The sequence below is a fragment of the Leucobacter sp. M11 genome (genome assembly GCF_035726885.1).
Classification (GTDB): Bacteria; Actinomycetota; Actinomycetes; order Actinomycetales; family Microbacteriaceae; genus JAPFRB01.
Genome location: NZ_JAPFRB010000001.1, coordinates 52264 through 68605, shown reverse-complemented (window position 1 = coordinate 68605; position 16342 = coordinate 52264). Strand labels below are relative to the sequence as shown.

General features: G+C 66.7%; 17 protein-coding genes. 12 read left to right on the top strand and 5 right to left on the bottom strand.

The genetic code is table 11. From position 1 onward, the window contains the following. On the bottom strand, window positions 1-486 hold a 486-nt coding region (locus OOT08_RS00335), incomplete at its 3' end, for a DUF3043 domain-containing protein (protein ID WP_325090611.1). A gap of 352 nt (window positions 487-838) precedes the next feature. On the opposite strand from OOT08_RS00335, the gene OOT08_RS00330 reads away from it, so the two are divergent. The 5 genes from OOT08_RS00330 (at window position 839) to OOT08_RS00310 (ending at window position 4796) form a co-directional block, all read left to right on the top strand. Continuing rightward, on the top strand, window positions 839-1237 hold the full coding sequence (locus OOT08_RS00330) for a HesB/IscA family protein (protein WP_442916138.1): 399 nt from the start codon (window positions 839-841) through the stop codon (window positions 1235-1237). Between the two features lie 166 nt (window positions 1238-1403). Then, window positions 1404-2258 carry an aa3-type cytochrome oxidase subunit II gene (gene ctaC, locus OOT08_RS00325; RefSeq protein ID WP_325090610.1) on the top strand — a complete coding sequence of 285 codons (855 nt, stop codon included), beginning with the start codon at window positions 1404-1406 and terminating at the stop codon, window positions 2256-2258. Window positions 2259-2261: 3 nt separating this feature from the next. Next, window positions 2262-3914: an aa3-type cytochrome oxidase subunit I gene (ctaD, locus tag OOT08_RS00320; protein ID WP_325090609.1), complete on the top strand. Its 1653-nt coding sequence runs from the start codon at window positions 2262-2264 to the stop codon at window positions 3912-3914. A gap of 9 nt (window positions 3915-3923) precedes the next feature. Then, a complete protein-coding gene (locus OOT08_RS00315) occupies window positions 3924-4346 on the top strand; it encodes a cytochrome c oxidase subunit 4 (RefSeq protein ID WP_325090608.1) in 423 nt (140 codons plus the stop codon). A 3-nt stretch (window positions 4347-4349) separates the two neighbouring features. Next, window positions 4350-4796, top strand: a complete 447-nt coding sequence (locus OOT08_RS00310; RefSeq protein WP_325091261.1) for a GNAT family N-acetyltransferase — start codon at window positions 4350-4352, stop codon at window positions 4794-4796. A 67-nt stretch (window positions 4797-4863) separates the two neighbouring features. Here the strand turns inward: OOT08_RS00310 and OOT08_RS00305 are convergent, their stop codons facing one another. The 4 genes from OOT08_RS00305 to OOT08_RS00290 all read right to left on the bottom strand — a co-directional run bounded on the left by OOT08_RS00305 (window position 4864) and on the right by OOT08_RS00290 (window position 9282). After that, window positions 4864-5403, bottom strand: coding sequence for a GNAT family N-acetyltransferase (locus tag OOT08_RS00305; RefSeq protein ID WP_325090607.1), 540 nt, complete (start codon window positions 5401-5403; stop codon window positions 4864-4866). 159 nt (window positions 5404-5562) lie between these two features. Beyond that, window positions 5563-6915 carry an MFS transporter gene (locus OOT08_RS00300; RefSeq protein WP_325090606.1) on the bottom strand — a complete coding sequence of 451 codons (1353 nt, stop codon included), beginning with the start codon at window positions 6913-6915 and terminating at the stop codon, window positions 5563-5565. Further along, window positions 6912-8513 carry an acyl-CoA synthetase gene (locus OOT08_RS00295; protein WP_325090605.1) on the bottom strand — a complete coding sequence of 534 codons (1602 nt, stop codon included), beginning with the start codon at window positions 8511-8513 and terminating at the stop codon, window positions 6912-6914. The genes OOT08_RS00300 and OOT08_RS00295 overlap by 4 nt, the downstream gene beginning before the upstream one ends. A 1-nt stretch (window position 8514) precedes the next feature. Next, window positions 8515-9282: an enoyl-CoA hydratase/isomerase family protein gene (locus tag OOT08_RS00290; protein ID WP_325090604.1), complete on the bottom strand. Its 768-nt coding sequence runs from the start codon at window positions 9280-9282 to the stop codon at window positions 8515-8517. Between the two features lie 129 nt (window positions 9283-9411). Between OOT08_RS00290 and OOT08_RS00285 the strand changes: the two genes are divergently transcribed. The 7 genes from OOT08_RS00285 to OOT08_RS00255 form a co-directional block, all read left to right on the top strand. Then, a complete protein-coding gene (locus OOT08_RS00285; RefSeq protein ID WP_325090603.1) occupies window positions 9412-10326 on the top strand; it encodes a LysR substrate-binding domain-containing protein in 915 nt (304 codons plus the stop codon). 369 nt (window positions 10327-10695) lie between these two features. Then, window positions 10696-11310 carry an aa3-type cytochrome oxidase subunit III gene (ctaE, locus tag OOT08_RS00280; protein WP_325091260.1) on the top strand — a complete coding sequence of 205 codons (615 nt, stop codon included), beginning with the start codon at window positions 10696-10698 and terminating at the stop codon, window positions 11308-11310. 19 nt (window positions 11311-11329) lie between these two features. After that, a complete protein-coding gene (gene qcrC, locus OOT08_RS00275) occupies window positions 11330-12130 on the top strand; it encodes a cytochrome bc1 complex diheme cytochrome c subunit (RefSeq protein ID WP_325090602.1) in 801 nt (266 codons plus the stop codon). Between the two features lie 46 nt (window positions 12131-12176). Then, window positions 12177-13250 carry a cytochrome bc1 complex Rieske iron-sulfur subunit gene (qcrA, locus tag OOT08_RS00270; protein ID WP_325090601.1) on the top strand — a complete coding sequence of 358 codons (1074 nt, stop codon included), beginning with the start codon at window positions 12177-12179 and terminating at the stop codon, window positions 13248-13250. After that, window positions 13247-14863 carry a cytochrome bc1 complex cytochrome b subunit gene (gene qcrB / locus OOT08_RS00265; RefSeq protein ID WP_325090600.1) on the top strand — a complete coding sequence of 539 codons (1617 nt, stop codon included), beginning with the start codon at window positions 13247-13249 and terminating at the stop codon, window positions 14861-14863. The genes qcrA and qcrB overlap by 4 nt, the downstream gene beginning before the upstream one ends. A gap of 88 nt (window positions 14864-14951) precedes the next feature. Beyond that, window positions 14952-16004, top strand: coding sequence for an anthranilate phosphoribosyltransferase (gene trpD / locus OOT08_RS00260; protein ID WP_325090599.1), 1053 nt, complete (start codon window positions 14952-14954; stop codon window positions 16002-16004). A gap of 138 nt (window positions 16005-16142) precedes the next feature. Then, a partial coding sequence (locus tag OOT08_RS00255; protein WP_325090598.1) for a hypothetical protein occupies window positions 16143-16342 on the top strand: 200 nt, incomplete at its 3' end.

Below are 16342 nucleotides of genomic sequence, written 5' to 3'. Positions count from 1 at the left end.
GTAGCCGGACTGGATCTTGTCGTCGCCGAACTTCGCGCCGAGGCGCTTTTTCAGCTGGCGGCCCAGGAAGACGGCATCCAGGATCGCCAGGACCAGGAAGCCCCAGATGAAGAACACGCTGTAGACCTGGACGGCATTGATCGGGACGAAGGTCATGACGAGCACGAGGCCCATCACGGGGATCATCCACTCGCCGATGCCGGTGCGCGCGTCCACGAAGTCGCGGACGTAGCGCCGCTGCGGGCCCTTGTCGCGGGGGGTCAGGAAGCGCTCGTCGCCCGCGGCCATGCCGAGGCGGGCCTGCTCGCGTGCGGAGGCCATCTTGGCCTTCTCTTCTTTGGTGAGCTTGCGGCGGCGATCGCCGACGAGCGGCTGTGCGCGAGCGGCCTGCGCCTCTTTACGGCTCGGAGTCGGTCGGCCCTTCCCGGCGACGGGGACCTCGGGGGCCGGTTCCGCGGCTACGTTCTTGGAAGCGTCTTTGGCCAAAATCAATCCTTCTCGGTGGGCGATGCGGGGGAGAGGCGTGCCCGGGTGCCCGCGGCTCCGGAGGTGTCACCCCGGCCGAGCGCGGGCTCGCGCACGAATCTTCCTCCTAGGATACCGGTCCCTCCTGAGGGCGCACGCCCAGATCTCGGAAACGCCAATGCCGCCTCCCTGGGCGGCCGATCAGAACGGGGCCCACGGCGCAGCGCGCAGCGAAACGCCCGGGGCGCGCCAGGCCTTCCGGGAACAAATGCCCTCGCGGCATCGTTGCCAGAGATGACGACTGCTGTGCGACGGCGGCCGGAGACGTACACTGGAGGCAGGTTTTGCCCGCAGAAGAAAGGCACGGTGGATCATGACCGACACCATTACCAGCACCCCCGAGACGATCGCCCCCGAGGGCGACGCCGCGCAGGGCGCAGAACTCGAGCACGGCGTGATGCTCACCGATGAGGCGCGGGACAAGGTGCGGAGCCTCCTCGACCAGGAGGGCCGCGACGACCTGCGGCTCCGGGTCGCCGTGCAGCCCGGCGGGTGCTCCGGCCTGATTTACCAGCTCTTCTTTGACGAGCGCTACCTCGAGAACGACAAGGTCGTTGACTTTGACGGCGTCGAGGTCATCGTCGACAACATGAGCGTGCCCTATCTCATGGGCTCCTCGATCAGCTTCGAGGACACGATCGAGAAGCAGGGCTTCACGATCGACAACCCGAACGCGGCCGGAAGCTGCGCCTGCGGAGACAGCTTCAGCTGATTTCCTTCGGGCGGGTCACGAGATTCCGCGGAGAAATCGAGTGACCCGCCGAGGGTTGTCAATAGTTCGCTTGCGTTCGCGCTAAGCTATCAGGGAGTCATCAGCTTTGAGGGCTCATGAAGAGTGTCCACGTCTCGAAAGGTATGCGGTGCGTTCCAATCGTCGTATGAAATGGGTCGCAGCACCCCTAGCGCTCACGGGAGCGCTGGTGCTAGCAGGATGTACCCCGGAGCAGCTGCGAGGGTTCCTGCCCGGTGATGAGCCCGGCATCACGAACCACACTGACGGCATCACGGGACTCTGGGTAACGTCCTGGATCGTGCTGCTGATCGTCGGTGTCATCACCTGGGGTCTGACGATCTGGGCGGTCATCGCCTACCGTCGCCGCAAGGGCCAGACGGGTCTGCCCGTTCAGCTCCGCTACAACATGCCGATCGAGACGTTCTTCACGGCTGTCCCCGTGGTGCTCGTTCTCGGCTTCTTCGCGTTCACCGCGGTTGAGCAGCAGAGCATCGAGAAGCGCGCTGAGAACCCCGATGTGACCATTGAGGTCATGGGGAAGCGTTGGGCTTGGGACTTCAACTACCTGGATGAGGACGTCTACTTCTCCGGTGTGCAGGTTGAGACCGATGAGAGCGGCTCCGCAAAGCCGGAGACCATGCCCACCCTGTACTTGCCCGTGGGGAAGGAGGTTGAGCTCCGCCTCGAGTCGCGCGACGTCAACCACTCTTTCTGGATCGTGGAGTTCCTCTACAAGAAGGACATGATCCCCGGCAAGACCAACTACATGACGTTCGTCCCGCAGAAGACCGGCACCTACATGGGTAAGTGCGCTGAGCTCTGCGGCGAGTACCACTCGATGATGCTCTTTGAGGTCAAGGTCGTTGAGCAGGACGAGTATGACGCGTATATCGAGAGCCTCCGCGCCGCCGGCAACACTGGTTCGCTGGGCAAGGAGTACGACCCGAACCAGAACCTGCCCGGTAACAAGGTTCCGAGCGAAGAAAGCACCGAGGGTTAATCAATGAAGAAGGGCAATACGCTCGTCTCGTGGATCACATCCACGGACCACAAGGTGATCGGGTACATGTACCTCATCACGTCGTTCATCTACTTCCTGATCGGTGGCCTCATGGCCCTGGTCATCCGCGCGCAGCTCTTTGCGCCCGGTCTTGAGATTGTCGCGACCAAGGAACAGTACAACCAGCTGTTCACGATGCACGGCACGATCATGCTGCTCATGTTCGCCACCCCGCTCTTCGCGGGCTTCGCGAACGTGATCATGCCCCTGCAGATCGGCGCTCCCGACGTGGCCTTCCCGCGTCTGAACGCCTTCGCCTACTGGCTCTACAGCTTCGGCTCGCTCATCGCGGTCGCCGGCTTCCTCACCCCCCAGGGCGCAGCCTCCTTCGGTTGGTTTGCCTACACCCCGCTCAGCACCACGACGTTCTCGCCGGGTGTCGGGGGGAACCTCTGGGTCCTCGGTCTCGCGATCGGTGGTTTCGGCACGATCCTCGGTGGCGTGAACTTCATCACGACGATCATCACGATGCGCGCCCCGGGCATGACCATGTGGCGCATGTCGATCTTCACCTGGAACACGCTGATCACCTCGATCCTCGTGATCCTCGTCTTCCCGATCCTCGCCGCTGCCTTCTTCGGCCTCGCGATTGACCGCATCTTCGGCGGGCACATCTACGGCATCGAAACGGGCGGGCCGATTCTCTGGCAGCACCTGTTCTGGTTCTTCGGCCACCCCGAGGTATACATCATCGCGCTGCCGTTCTTCGGCATCGTTTCCGAGATCTTCCCCGTGTTCAGCCGCAAGCCGATCTTCGGCTACAAGACGCTGGTCTACGCAACGATCGCCATCGCGGCGCTGTCGATGACCGTGTGGGCGCACCACATGTACGTCACCGGCTCCGTGCTGCTGCCCTTCTTCGCCCTGATGACGATGCTGATCGCGGTGCCGACGGGTGTGAAGATCTTCAACTGGATCGGCACGATGTGGCGCGGCTCGATCACCTTCGAGACCCCGATGCTGTGGAGCCTGGGCTTCCTGATCTCCTTCATCTTCGGTGGTCTGACCGGCGTGATCCTGGCCTCGCCCGCGCTGGACTTCCACATCTCGGACACCTACTTCGTCGTGGCGCACTTCCACTACGTGATCTTCGGCACCGTGGTGTTCGCGATGTTCGCCGGGTTCTTCTTCTGGTGGCCGAAGTGGACCGGGAAGATGCTCAACGAGCGCCTCGGGAAGATCCAGTTCTGGATGCTGTTCATCGGTTTCCACGCGACCTTCCTGGTGCAGCACTGGCTCGGCGTCATGGCGATGCCCCGCCGGTACTACACCTACCTGCCGGAGGACGGCATCACCTGGATGAACCAGGTCTCGACGGTCGGCTCCATGCTGCTGGGTGCCTCGATGATTCCGTTCCTGCTGAACGTGTGGATCACCGCGCGCAACGCTCCGAAGGTGACCGTGGATGACCCGTGGGGCTTCGGTCGCTCGCTCGAGTGGGCGACGTCCTGCCCGCCGCCGCGGCACAACTTCACCTCCATCCCGCGGATCCGGACCGAGTCTCCCGCCTTCGACCTCAACCACCCCGAGGTCAGCGGTATTCGACAGCCCGGTGACGAGGAGCGCGAGCACGAGCTCGCCGAGAAGAAGGCCTAGGAACACGCCATGAAATCAAATGTCGTCCTGATGACGATTCTCACCTGCTACTTCGTGGTGCTCGGCACGGTGTACACGGTGTGGAACCTGATTGACCACGGCAACGTGGAGTGGGCCGGTTCCACCGCGATCATCCTCTCCGGTGGCCTCACCGGGTTCATCGCCTACTACCTGGCGAAGACCCGCAAGGCGCAGGGCGGGGAACTGATCGAGGACCGCCTCGACAGCGACATCGACGATGGGGACCCGGAGCTCGGTGAGTTCAGCCCCTGGAGCTGGTGGCCGATCGTGTTGGCCGGCGCCGCGTCGCTGGTTGTCCTGGGCCTCGCCCTCGGGTTCAACTTCTGGATCTCGTTCCTGTCGATTCCGCTGCTGATCGTCGCCGTCGTGGGCTGGACCTACGAGTACTACCGCGGCTACTTCGCCCGCTAAGTGATGACGTTCACCATCCGGAGGGGTCAGCTCGAAGACGCACACGCGATCTTCGGGCTGGCCCGCCAGTTCACCACCGGCCGCGAGCCCATCGGGCGCGACGAGTTCGAGGTTGCCCTCGACAACGTGTTGCGCACCCGTGACCAGGAGACGAACGTGCTCACGGTCGCGGTCACCGAGGCGGGGCAGGTCATCGGCTACTCGCTGATGACGGTCTCTCGCCTCCTGCACGCACCGGGCCTCACCGCCCACCTGCAGGAAATCGTCGTTGACCCCGAGGTTCGTGGTCAGGGCGTCGGCGATCGGCTCATGCGCGCGAACGAGCAGTACTGCCTCGGGCGCGGCGTCCGTCAGCTGAGCGCGTCCACGGCGCGCATCGGCCGCTTCTACAACCACCTCGGTTTCGAATCGGTTGGTGAGCACTACCGGAAGGTGCTCGAAATGGGCTAGCCGCCCACGCCGGACCCGGATCACCGAAGCGCCCGTCCCCTCCCGGGGGACGGGCGCTTCGTCGTTCCTAGTGCGCGGCCGGGGACAGTGGCAGCGTCATCTGGACCCGGTCCCCGAGCGCATCGAGCCCGAGCGCGTGCTCCGTGGCGACGAGCCCGCGGTGGAAGTCGTCGTGGGGCTGGGTCACCGCGAAGCCCAGCGCGGCGTAGAAGGGGGCGTTGAAGGGCAGCGAGGCGAAGGTGCGGAGGGTGATGTCGGCGTATCCGCGTCGCTCGGCCTCCCGGGCTGCGGCCAGCACGAGTTGCCGCCCCAGCCCCTGCCGGGCGTGGGCGGGGGAGACGGAGACCTGCTCCAGGTGTGCCCCGTCGCCCCACTCCAGGACGTGCGCGAATCCGAGCACCTGGCCCGCCCCGGCGTCGGGGGCTTCGGGCGTGCCCGGGACCGCGACGAGCAGGAAACCGGGCTCCGCTGCCCGTTCCTGGCCGCTCGGGGCCTCGTCCCAGGAATCGGGACGCAGGGCGTCGATGAGGAGGGCATCCGCCTCGGTTTCGATCTGGCGAAGGGCCGGGAGGTCCCGGTCGGTGGCGAGGCGCAGGAAACAGGTCATACTCACCACGCTAGCGTGTCGGTGCTCCTCGGCCGGCGGCCCGGCGTCCCGCGCACGACACTGCGCCGCACCCCAGCGTGAGCTGGGATGCGGCGCGTTTATGTACGCGGCCAGCAGACGGGCGGAGCCGCGTCGGGTGGCAGCGGGGGAGCGTGCGCCCTAGAGCACGGTGCTCCGGCGCAGGGAGAGGTGCTTCGTCTCCCGGAAGCACACGATGACCACGAGCGTGGAGACGACGGCGACGGCCATGAGATAGAAGCCGGGGGCGAGCGCGTTCCCGGTGCCCGCGACGAGACCCGTGGCCACGAAGGGCGCCGTGCCGCCGAAGAGGACATAGGCGAGCGTATAGCCAATCGCGGCCCCGGAGGTGCGGACCGAGCTCGGGAACATCTCGACCAGCGCGGGCACGTTCGAGGTGCCGATCACGGCCACGAGCATGGCCAAGAGGCTCGTGCCCAGCATGGCGTACCCCAGCCCGAGGCTCATCATGCTGAAGGCGGGGATCGTGACCACGACGAAGCCGACGCAGGCGGCGATCAGCATGGGCTTGCGGCCGAACCGGTCGCTGAGCGCCGCCATGAACGGGCAGGCCACGGAGTAGGCGAGCATCGCCACCACGCTGGTCAGCATCGACTGCGCGGCCGTGTAGTGCAACTCCTTGGTCATATAGGCGATCATGTAGCTGCTCATCAGGTAGTAGCCGACCGCGTTCGTGATGCTGTACCCGAAGAGCGTGAAGATCTGTCGGCTGCACTGCCGAATGGCTTCGGTCAGCGGCTTTTTGACGACCGCGCCGCTCTGCTCCATCTCCCGGAACACCGGGGTGTCGTCCACGCGGGAGCGGATATACAGGCCGATCAGGCCGAGTGGGGCCGCGAGCAGGAAGGGCACGCGCCAGCCCCAGGAGGACATCGCCGCGTCGCTGAGCGTCGCCGAGAGGCCCGCGCCCAAGAGCGCCCCCGCCACGGTCGCGAGGCCAACCGTGACGGGGATCACGCTGGCGTACAGGGCCCGTTTGCCTGCCGGGGCGTACTCCACAATGAACGCCGCGGAGCCGGTGTACTCCCCGCCGGTCGTGAAGCCCTGGACGGCTCGGAACAGAAACAGCAGGATCGGGGCCAGCACCCCGATCGCGTCGAAGGTGGGCAGGATACCGATGCAGAACGTCGCGGCGCTCATGATGACGACGCAGAGGCCGAGCATCTTATTGCGCCCGATGCGGTCCCCGTAGCGGCCGAAGAACGCGGCGCCGAGGGGCCTGGCGATGAAGCCACCCGCGAAGATCGCCCAGGTGGCGAGGAGCCCGGCGGTGACCGAAAAGTCCGGAAAGAACAGGGCCGCGATGGTGACGCTCATGACCGCGTAGGCGGCGGAGTCGAACCACTCGACAAAGTTGCCGATTGCGGCGGCGGTGGCCACCCGCTTGAGGTTTTGGCGGGGCGGCGTCGGCGCGGCAGCCGGGGCGTCGCCCCCGGTCGATGACACGGGGGTGGCCGGGGAAACGGTCGTCATTGAGCATTCCTTTCAGAGGGTGTGGTGTTCAGGGCGCGCAGCGTTGCGCGCTGAACCTTGCCCGTTGCGGACCGTGGCAACTCGTCAACATATTCGATGAGTCTCGGGTACGCAAAACGGGAGTAGTCGGAGCGCACGAGCGCCACGATCTCCGCGTCGAGCTCGGGAGAGGCAACCGCGTCCGCCTCGAGCTCGATCCAGGCCTTCACGGACTGGCCGCGGATCGGGTCAGGCACGCCGGTTACGGTGACGTCGCGAACCGCGGGGTGGCAACGGATCACCCCCTCAATCTCGTAGGGGCCGACCCGGTACCCGGAGGTCTTGATCACGTCGTCGGTGCGCCCGAGGAACCAGAAGTACCCGTCCTCGTCCACCGTCGCCTGGTCGCTCGTGCGGAACCATTCCCCGCCGAACGTCGCCTCGCTGGCCTCCGGCATCCGCCAGTACCCGAGGGGGAACTGGGGGTTACTCCGAGCCCGCAGGCAGATCTCGCCCTGCTCGCCCACGGCGACCGGCTCGCCCCGCTCGTCCAGGAGCGCCACATCCCAGCCCGGCAGTGGCTGGCCCATCGAACCGGGCTTGATGGGGACGCCGGCCAGGTTGCCGAGCAGCGGATAGGACTCGGTGGAGCCGTAATAGTCCAGCAGGGGCACCCCAAACTGCTCGGCGAACCAGTCGATCAGGTCGGCCGTGAGGGGCTCGTTTGAGGAGCACACGGTGCGCAGGCGCTGGGGGAAGCGGCTCCCCGCGTCGGGGACCACCTCGCGGATCTTCCGGAGCACCGTGGGGTTGAGCAGGGCGCTCGTCACCCCGTTGCGCGACATGGATTCCAGGAGCCCGGCCGCGTCAAAGCCGCGCTCGGGCCGAAACACCAGGTGCGGCACCCCGAGCCGCATCGGCCCGAAGAGCTTGGCGAGGGACCAGGCCCAATCGCCGGCCCCGAAAAAGAGATCGCCCGGCCCGAGGTCATGGCAGTGCCGGAACTCGTTGTGCCCGAGCAGGGTCCGGTGCGCGTGCACGATGCCCTTGGCCCGCCCGGTGGTCCCCGAGGTGTAAAAGATGAGGGCGGGGTCGTCCGCCCGGGTTGCCGCGTCCCGAAAAACCGGCTCCCGTGCAGCGATTGCCGGGTCGTCTATGTCCAGGACGGTGGCCGCGGTCCCCGCGACGAGCCCCGCGGATGCCCCCTCGATGAGCACGGCTGCGGCGCTCGAGTCCTCCAGGCGAAAACGGATCGGCTCCTCCGCCCAGAGCAGGGACATCGTGACGAGGATCGCCCCGGTGCGAAGCACCCCGAGGTAGGCGGCTGGGGTCTCCGGGCGCTGGGGGAGCAGCACCGCGACCCGATCGCCGGGGCCGATGCCGGCTTCGCTCAGGTGCGCGGCGATCTGCCGAGAGCGGTCCTGGATCTCGCCCCAGAGCACGTCCCGGCCGGGCGCACCCGCGCGCTCGTAGCGGAGGGCGAGGCCCTCGCGGGGGTGGCCATCGGCCACGTCGACGGCCATGTTGTACCACTCCGGAACCGCCCATTCGGCGTCGAGCGCCGCGTGGTCGAGCGCGGGGAGGTCGGGGAGGGCGCTCAGCGCACCGAGTGCGGACACGCTAGTTCCCCCGTCCGGCGAGGAACTTCGCCATCTCGCGCTGCGGTTCCCCGCTGCGGTACGCCTCGCGGTGCACGGTCTTTGCCGCCGCGACAGCCTCCGTCAGCGCGTCCTCCTCGAGCTCGCGCAGCCGCCCCTTCGTGAGCCGTACCGCCCCGGGGGGAAGCAGGCTCAGCCGGGCGGCGAGCTCCTCGGCCTCGGCGAGCGCGGCGCCGGGCGCGGAGAGCCGGTTCAGCAGGCCGAGGCGGTGGGCCTCTCCCGCGTCGACGAGCTCGCCGGTGAGGGCAAACTCGGTGGTCTTCGCCCGGCCCAGGATGCTCCACATCGCCCAGAGGCCCGTGATGCTCGGGATGCCGGAGTGCACCTCAGGCTGCCCCATGCGGATCCCGGGGTCGCCGATGCGCAGGTCGGCGAGCAGGGCATACTGAAAGCCGGAGCCAGCCGCGACGCCGTTGACGGCCGCAATGGTGATCTGGTCCAGGTCGCGCACCGCGCGGTAGAGGCGATCAAATCCGTCGATCCAGGCCTCGGCGGCCTCGTGGTCCTCGGGGTCCATCGTGGCCGTCTCGGCCAGGTCCTGGCCCGCGCAGAAGGCGCGGCCGGTGCCGGTGAGGATGACCGCGCGGACCGAGGTGTCGGTCTTCAGCCGGTCGAGGTGCCCGATGAGGGCGTCGCGCATGCTCTGGGTCCAGGCATTCATCTTGGCCGGACGATTCAGGGTGATCGTGGCGACGGCGCCGTTGACGGCGTAGTGAACTTCGGTGGTCACGGGGGACTCGCTTCCTTGAGAGGGGTGGTACGGCTCTCATCCGACCACCCGCGGACCGCGCCCGTCCAACACCAACTTGGACTCGCGATGAGACCAAAGCGATATGGCTGAACCTGCTAGCGTGCCGATATGGATGTCCGTCACCTCCGCTATTTCGTGGTGCTCAGCGAGGAGCTTCACTTCGGCCGCGCCGCGCACCGACTGCACATGGCCCAACCCCCGCTCTCCCAGCGGATCAAAGAGCTCGAGCGCGAGGTCGGGGTCGAGCTGTTCCATCGGCGGCGCAGCGGGGTCGAACTGAGCGAGGCGGGGGCGCTGCTCCTGGAGCACGCCCGGGAAGTACTGCGCTCGGTCGAGCGGGCCGAGGCATCGATGCGCACCATCCGGCCCGGGGCCTCCGGGGTGCTGCGCGCGGCGTTGCCGCCGGATACGCAGCCCGACCTGCTCCACGACATCGACCGAGAATTCCGGGAGCGCTCACCGGAGGTGCGGCTGTCCCTGCACGAGCTCACCACGACCGAGCAACTGGCACTCGTCCTCGGCGGCGACCTCGACGTCGGGGTCGTCCGGCACCCCGTCGCGACGGCGGACGTGGAGATCGGGCCGATCGTGCGGCGGCCCCTCGGCGCGCTCCTGCCCGCGGGACATCCCTGCGGCGCGGGGGAGCCGATCGCGCTCCGGGAGCTGTCGGGCACGGGTCTCGTCATCTTCCCGCGCACGATGGCCCCCGCGCTCTACGACGCGATGCTCGAATCGTGTCGGATGAACGGCTTCGTGCCCCGGGAGATCGTGCACGCGCGCAACCCGTTATTCACGCAGGGACTCGTGCTCGCGGGCCGGGGTGTGCACTTCGCCGAGGCGCCCCGGGGTGCCCTGCCGGAGGGGATCGTCTGGGTACCCCTGGCGGGGGAGCCGCTCAGCTGGCGCTCCTCGGCGCTATGGCGTCGGGGCGGCTCGACGCCCGAGATCCGTGGCTTCGCCGAGGCGGTGCTCGCGGCGTTTCGAGCGGCCGGGCACCGCGACGCGGGGTACCCGGAGGGATGACCCGCCCGGGGCGAAAAGAAGTTTTCTGGAGCGGCCTGGACGCGGCTGGCGCGGCCCGGGGCTCGTCGTGACTCCGGGAAGGCCGGAAGCGAAAAGAATTCCCGCGCGGGCACGCGCCACGGGGTATGACGCTCCCGGCGCGTGTTTGCAAGGGTTTCGGGGGAGTTCTGCCGGAAAAACAGGGCGCGCGGCACATTAGCAGAGACGGCGACACTCGGAAACGCTGGTAATCTAAAGTTTGCTGGGAAAAAGTTCAGGCAAATCTCAGCTTGTTTCAAGGAGTTTCATTTCGCCGGAACCGCGACACGTGCCCGAATGGGGAAAATGCTTCGCGATATCGGCCATAATAGGAGTGTGACAACGACCACTATGAACCCCAAGTCAGCTGTGCCTGCGGTCAAGCGACCCAATGTCGTCTCCGTCGGCACCATCGTTTGGCTCGGCAGCGAGGTCATGTTCTTCGCCGGCCTGTTCGCGATTTACTTCACACTGCGCTCTATGGCCCCGGAACTCTGGGCCGTTCAGACGGATAAGCACAACTTCACCTTCGCCGCGATCAACACGTCGATCCTGGTGCTTTCTTCTGTTACGTGCCAGTTCGGAGTCTTTGCGGCTGAGCGAATGCAAGCCCGTGCTACCGGCCCCAAGCCCACTCAGTGGGGCACCGTCGAGTGGTTCTTCGTAACCTACGTGCTCGGCGCCATCTTCGTCTCCGGTCAGGTCTGGGAGTACGCCACCTTCGTGTCCGAGGGCATCACGCTCAGCTCGGACGCCTACGGCTCGGCCTTCTACATCACCACCGGTTTCCACGGCATCCACGTGGCTCTCGGCCTGATCGCGTTCCTGCTCGTGATCGGTCGTTTCTACGCCGTGAAGAACCTCACCCACAAGGAAGCCACCACCGCTGTCGTCGTGTCGTACTACTGGCACTTCGTCGACGTCGTCTGGGTCGGCCTCTTCATCGTCATCTACATTCTGAAGTAGCGTCAGGAGAACTTGAGTCATGGCTCGCGCCAAAAAGAATCTACGTAAGACCGGTCGTCGGTCACCCTTCGCGACGTTCGCGCTCGTCGCGGTTGGGCTGCTGGTCACCGGCGCGGCCTACGCTGGCATCAGCCAGACCTCCGCCACCGCCGAGGTCGACATGAACGCCCAGACGACGATCGACGAGGGCGGCAAGCTGTTCGCAGCGAACTGTGCCACCTGTCACGGTATGAGCGCCGTCGGTACGACCGAGGGCCCGTCCCTCGTCGGCGCCGGCGCGGCCTCGACGCACTTCCAGGTGGGCACCGGCCGCATGCCGCTCGCCTTCCAGGGCCCGCAGGGCATGGTCAAGCCGAAGCAGTTCACCGAGGAGCAGACGCTGCAGCTCGCTGCCTACGTCGCCTCGCTGGGCCCCGGCCCCTCCATCCCCGAGCAGAAGTACCTCGAGGGCGACGGCGACTCCACCGCCGGCGGTGAGCTCTTCCGCATTAACTGCGCCATGTGCCACAACGTGTCCGGCGCCGGTGGCGCCCTGACGCAGGGCAAGTGGGCCCCGCCCCTCGGCGGCGTTGCTCCCGCGCACATCTACGAGGCGATGTCGACCGGCCCGCAGAACATGCCCGTGTTCAGCGACGCCAACCTGACTCCTCAGGACAAGGCCGACATCATCACCTACCTGCAGTACATCGACCAGACGCCCGCTATCGGTGGCCTGGGTCTCGGCTCGATCGGACCGGTCGCCGAGGGTCTGTTCATCTGGATCATTGGCCTGGGCATCATCATTGCGTTCACCGTTTGGGTGACCGCAAAGTCCAACTAGCGCGCCAGCGTCGAAATAAGCACCACTGAAAATGTCAAGGAGAAACATGGCAGAGGAAGCGAAGAACGGTAGCGAAGGCACCGTTGTCGCCGCTCAGCGCCAGGGCGGAGACGGGGCGGCCCTGAGTACCGCGGTCGTCTCGCCCGATGCTGTCCAGAACCCCGGGCTCCCGCCGCACCGCAAGCGCGTCGGCGACCTGGACCCGAAGAAGGCCAAGCGCAACGAGCGCATCGTATTCACGCTCTTCTACCTCTCGATTGCGGGCAGCATCGGCGCGGTTCTCGCGTACATGTTCTTCCCGATCGAGACCGGGGACCCGACCGCGATCCGCACGAGCACCGTCTTCATTGGCGCGGGGATGACCCTGTCGCTGCTGGGGATCGGTATCGCCGCGGTGCACTGGGGCAAGGCCCTCATGGCCGACCACGAGTCGATCGACGAGCGCCACCCGACCCCGAGCTCGCCCGAGGTCCGCAAGGACGCCGTCGAGATCTTCGAGATCGCCGACGAGGAGTCCGGCTTCAGCCGTCGCTCGCTCGTGCGCAACAGCCTCATCGGTGCGCTCATCGCGTTCCCGATCCCCGGCGTGGTGCTCCTGCGTGGCCTGGCCCCGCAGGACATCGATCCCGTACAGGTCTTCAAGCACACGATGTGGGACACGGGCATCCGCCTGGCCCGCGACCCCTCCGGAATCCCGATCAAGGCAAGCGATGTCACCATCGGTTCCGCCTTCCACGTGATCCCCGAGAACCTCCACGAGGCCGAGCACCACCTGGACGAGAAGGCCAAGGCCATCGTGCTGCTGATGCGCCTCAACCCCGAGGAGCTCAACGAGGACGAGGAGCGCAAGTCCTGGTCGTACAACGGCATCGTTGCCTACTCGAAGGTGTGCACGCACGTTGGTTGCCCCGTTGCTCTCTACGAGCAGCACACGCACCACCTGCTGTGCCCCTGCCACCAGTCGCAGTTTGACGTGTCCGAGCACGCGAAGGTCGTCTTCGGCCCCGCGAAGCGGCCGCTGCCGCAGCTGCCGATCACGGTCGACGACGAGGGCTACCTGGTTGCCCAGAGCGACTTCCATGAACCCGTTGGCCCGAGCTTCTGGGAGCGCCTTAAGTGAGTACCTCAACCACCACGCAGACGTCGAGCGCACAGGGCTCGACCACGTTCACGTCCAAGGCCGCGAACTACCTCGACGAGCGCACCAAGATCGGTGTCGTCGTCAAGGAGTTCGGCCGCAAGGTCTTCCCCGACCACTGGTCGTTCCTCCTCGGTGAGGTCGCCCTCTACAGCTTCGTTGTGATCCTCCTCTCGGGGACGTTCCTGACGCTGTTCTTCCAGGCGACCATGATCGAGACCGTCTACAACGGACCCTACGTGCCCATGAAGGGCATTGAGATGTCGGGCGCGATGGCGTCCACGATGGACATCTCCTTCTCGGTTCGCGGCGGTCTGCTCATGCGCCACGTGCACCACTGGGCCGCCCTGCTGTTCGTCGCCTCCATCGGCCTGCACATGCTGCGCATCTTCTTCACGGGTGCCTTCCGCAAGCCGCGCGAGCTCAACTGGGTGATCGGCTTCGTGCTGTTCATCCTGGCGATGGCCGAGGGCTTCACGGGATACTCCCTCCCCGATGACGTGCTCTCCGGAAACGGTCTGCGCATCATCGACGGTCTGATCAAGTCCTTCCCGGTCGTCGGTACCTGGGGCTCCTTCCTGTTCTTCGGCGGGGAGTTCCCCGGCCAGGACATCGTGGGACGCCTCTACATGCTGCACATCATGCTGCTGCCCGCCCTGGTGATCCTCTTCGTCGCGCTCCACCTGGTGTTCGTGGTCGTGCACAAGCACGCCCAGTACCCCGGCCCGGGCAAGACCGAGAAGAACGTGGTCGGCTTCCCGATCCTCCCCGTGTACGCGGCCAAGGCCGGTGGCTTCTTCTTCATCGTCTTCGGCGTGATCATGCTGATTGCCACCTTCGTGGGGATCAACCCGATCTGGGCATACGGCCCCTACGACCCCTCGCCGGTGTCGGCAGGTACCCAGCCCGACTGGTACATCGGCTTCGCCGATGGTGCCCTGCGCCTCGTGCCGCCGGGGTGGGAGACCGAGTGGTTCGGCTTCACCTGGTCCTGGAACATGCTGGTTCCCGTGATCGTCATGGGAAGCTTCATCGTGCTCGTCGCGATCTACCCCTTCATCGAGGCCTGGGTCACGGGCGACAAGCGCGAGCACCACATCCTGGATCGTCCGCGCAACGCCCCGACGCGCACCGCCATCGGCGCCGCGGGTGTCACCTTCTACGCCGTGCTGTGGGCCGGAGCGAGCTCCGACCTGATGGCAACGCACTTCCAGCTGAGCATGGAGGGCGTGATCCACGGCCTGCAAGCCGCGCTGATCCTCGGCCCGATCATCGCGTATGTGATGGCCAAGCGGATCTGCCTCGGGCTCCAGAAGAAGGACCGCTCGATCGCCCTGCACGGCTACGAGTCCGGGCGCATCGTCCGCCTCCCCGGCGGCGAGTTCGTCGAGGTGCACAAGCCCGTCTCGGACTACGAGCGCTGGGAACTGCTGAGCTACGACGACCACAAGCCCCTCATGCTCCGCCCGAACGACCAGGGCAAGATCACGATGGGCAACCGCCTGCGCGTTGCATTCAGCCGCTGGTTCTACGAGGATCGCATCATCCCCGTTGACCAGAAGGAGCTGGACTCCGCCAAGCACGACGAGCACTAAGCAGCACGCTCGCGGCACGTCACCGCCCCGGACAGAGATTTCTCTGGCCGGGGCGGTTTCGCGTTCCGGGCCGCGCTAGGCTTAAGTCATGATTGACGAACTCAGCTGGCCTCCCGTGCTCACGTCCTTGCTCGCCAAGACCGACCTGAGCGTGTCCCAGTCCGAGTGGGCCATGGCCCAGATCATGCGCGGCGACGCGACGCAGGCGCAGATCGGCGGCTTCCTGACCGCGCTCAGCGCCAAGGGGCCGACCGTGCACGAGATCGTGGGCTTCCGCGACGCGATCCTGGACGAGGCGCTGCCCATCAACATCGACCCCATCGCGCTCGACATCGTCGGCACGGGCGGGGATCGCTTCGGCACGGTGAACATCTCCACGATGGCCTCGATCATCGTCGCGGCCGCCGGGGTGCCCGTGGTCAAGCACGGCAACAAGGCGGCAAGCTCCAAGTCCGGTTCCTCGGATGTCATCGCGGCGCTCGGCATTAACCTCGACCTGGAGCCGGAGCGGCTCGCCGAGGTGTTTCGCGAGATCGGCATCGCCTTCGTCTTCGCCGCGAAGCTGCTCCCCGGCTTCCGGCACACCGCCGATGCCCGGCGCGAGCTCGGCATCCCCACCGTGTTCAACTTCCTCGGTCCCCTCTGCAACCCGGTTCGGCCGGAAGCCTCTGCGGTCGGGGTCGCCGACGCGGACCGCGCGCCCCTGATCGCGGGCGTCTTCCAGATCCGCGGCACCAACGCGCTCGTGTTCCGCGGCGACGACGGCCTCGACGAGCTGACCACCACGGGTCACTCGCACATCTGGGAGGTCACCCGGGGCGGGATGACCGAGCACGACCTCGACCCGCGCGAGTTGGGCATTCAGCGCGCCAGCATCTCCGATCTGCTCGGCGGCGATTCCGCGGAAAACGCCCTCGTCGTTCGCCGCGTGATGGGCGGCGAGGCGGGCCCCGTTCGCGATATCGCGCTCCTGAACGCGGCGGCCGGCATGGTCGCCTACGACCTCATCGCCGACCCCGCCTCCGCGGAGCGCGGCATCCTGGAGCGCCTCGCCGCGAAGCTCGAACTCGCCGCGGCGGCGATCGATTCCGGGGCCGCTGAGACGAAGCTCACCGAGTGGGCGCGGCTCAGCACGCAGTAGCGCTTCGCTTCGTCCGAGCACCCGCCGGTGCGGCGCGTGCTCGGACACTCCGCGCCCGAATCGGGTGAAGCGCGCGGAAACCTCCTAGGCTCAAGGGTGCGCGCTGGGGGAGCCTCCGCGCGCGGGGAGGTTAACAGCATGACTGAGCGCACGCCGCAGGACACCGGAACACCCGGACGTGATCCCGGCAAGGCTTCCGGAACGTCCCCGGAGCCGCTCGCCGATCGCGCGATCAAGGCGATCAAGAGCGTGGGGGACCCGTACCCGCACGATATCCACCCGGGCCTGGTGCCCGGCATCAGCGTCGACGAGCAGCGCATCCGCTACGGCACCGACCG

What these genes read in the sequence shown, in the direction of transcription:
- qcrC (WP_325090602.1), top strand. Translation starts at nt 11,330, where the DNA reads ATGGCTCGCGCCAAAAAGAATCTACGTAAGACCGGTCGTCGGTCACCC.
- trpD (WP_325090599.1), top strand. Translation starts at nt 14,952, where the DNA reads ATGATTGACGAACTCAGCTGGCCTCCCGTGCTCACGTCCTTGCTCGCC.
- ctaC (WP_325090610.1), top strand. Translation starts at nt 1,404, where the DNA reads ATGAAATGGGTCGCAGCACCCCTAGCGCTCACGGGAGCGCTGGTGCTA.
- OOT08_RS00300 (WP_325090606.1), bottom strand. Translation starts at nt 6,915, where the DNA reads ATGACGACCGTTTCCCCGGCCACCCCCGTGTCATCGACCGGGGGCGAC.
- ctaE (WP_325091260.1), top strand. Translation starts at nt 10,696, where the DNA reads ATGAACCCCAAGTCAGCTGTGCCTGCGGTCAAGCGACCCAATGTCGTC.
- OOT08_RS00310 (WP_325091261.1), top strand. Translation starts at nt 4,350, where the DNA reads ATGACGTTCACCATCCGGAGGGGTCAGCTCGAAGACGCACACGCGATC.
- qcrA (WP_325090601.1), top strand. Translation starts at nt 12,177, where the DNA reads ATGGCAGAGGAAGCGAAGAACGGTAGCGAAGGCACCGTTGTCGCCGCT.
- OOT08_RS00315 (WP_325090608.1), top strand. Translation starts at nt 3,924, where the DNA reads ATGAAATCAAATGTCGTCCTGATGACGATTCTCACCTGCTACTTCGTG.
- OOT08_RS00305 (WP_325090607.1), bottom strand. Translation starts at nt 5,403, where the DNA reads ATGACCTGTTTCCTGCGCCTCGCCACCGACCGGGACCTCCCGGCCCTT.
- OOT08_RS00330 (WP_442916138.1), top strand. Translation starts at nt 839, where the DNA reads ATGACCGACACCATTACCAGCACCCCCGAGACGATCGCCCCCGAGGGC.
- OOT08_RS00285 (WP_325090603.1), top strand. Translation starts at nt 9,412, where the DNA reads ATGGATGTCCGTCACCTCCGCTATTTCGTGGTGCTCAGCGAGGAGCTT.
- ctaD (WP_325090609.1), top strand. Translation starts at nt 2,262, where the DNA reads ATGAAGAAGGGCAATACGCTCGTCTCGTGGATCACATCCACGGACCAC.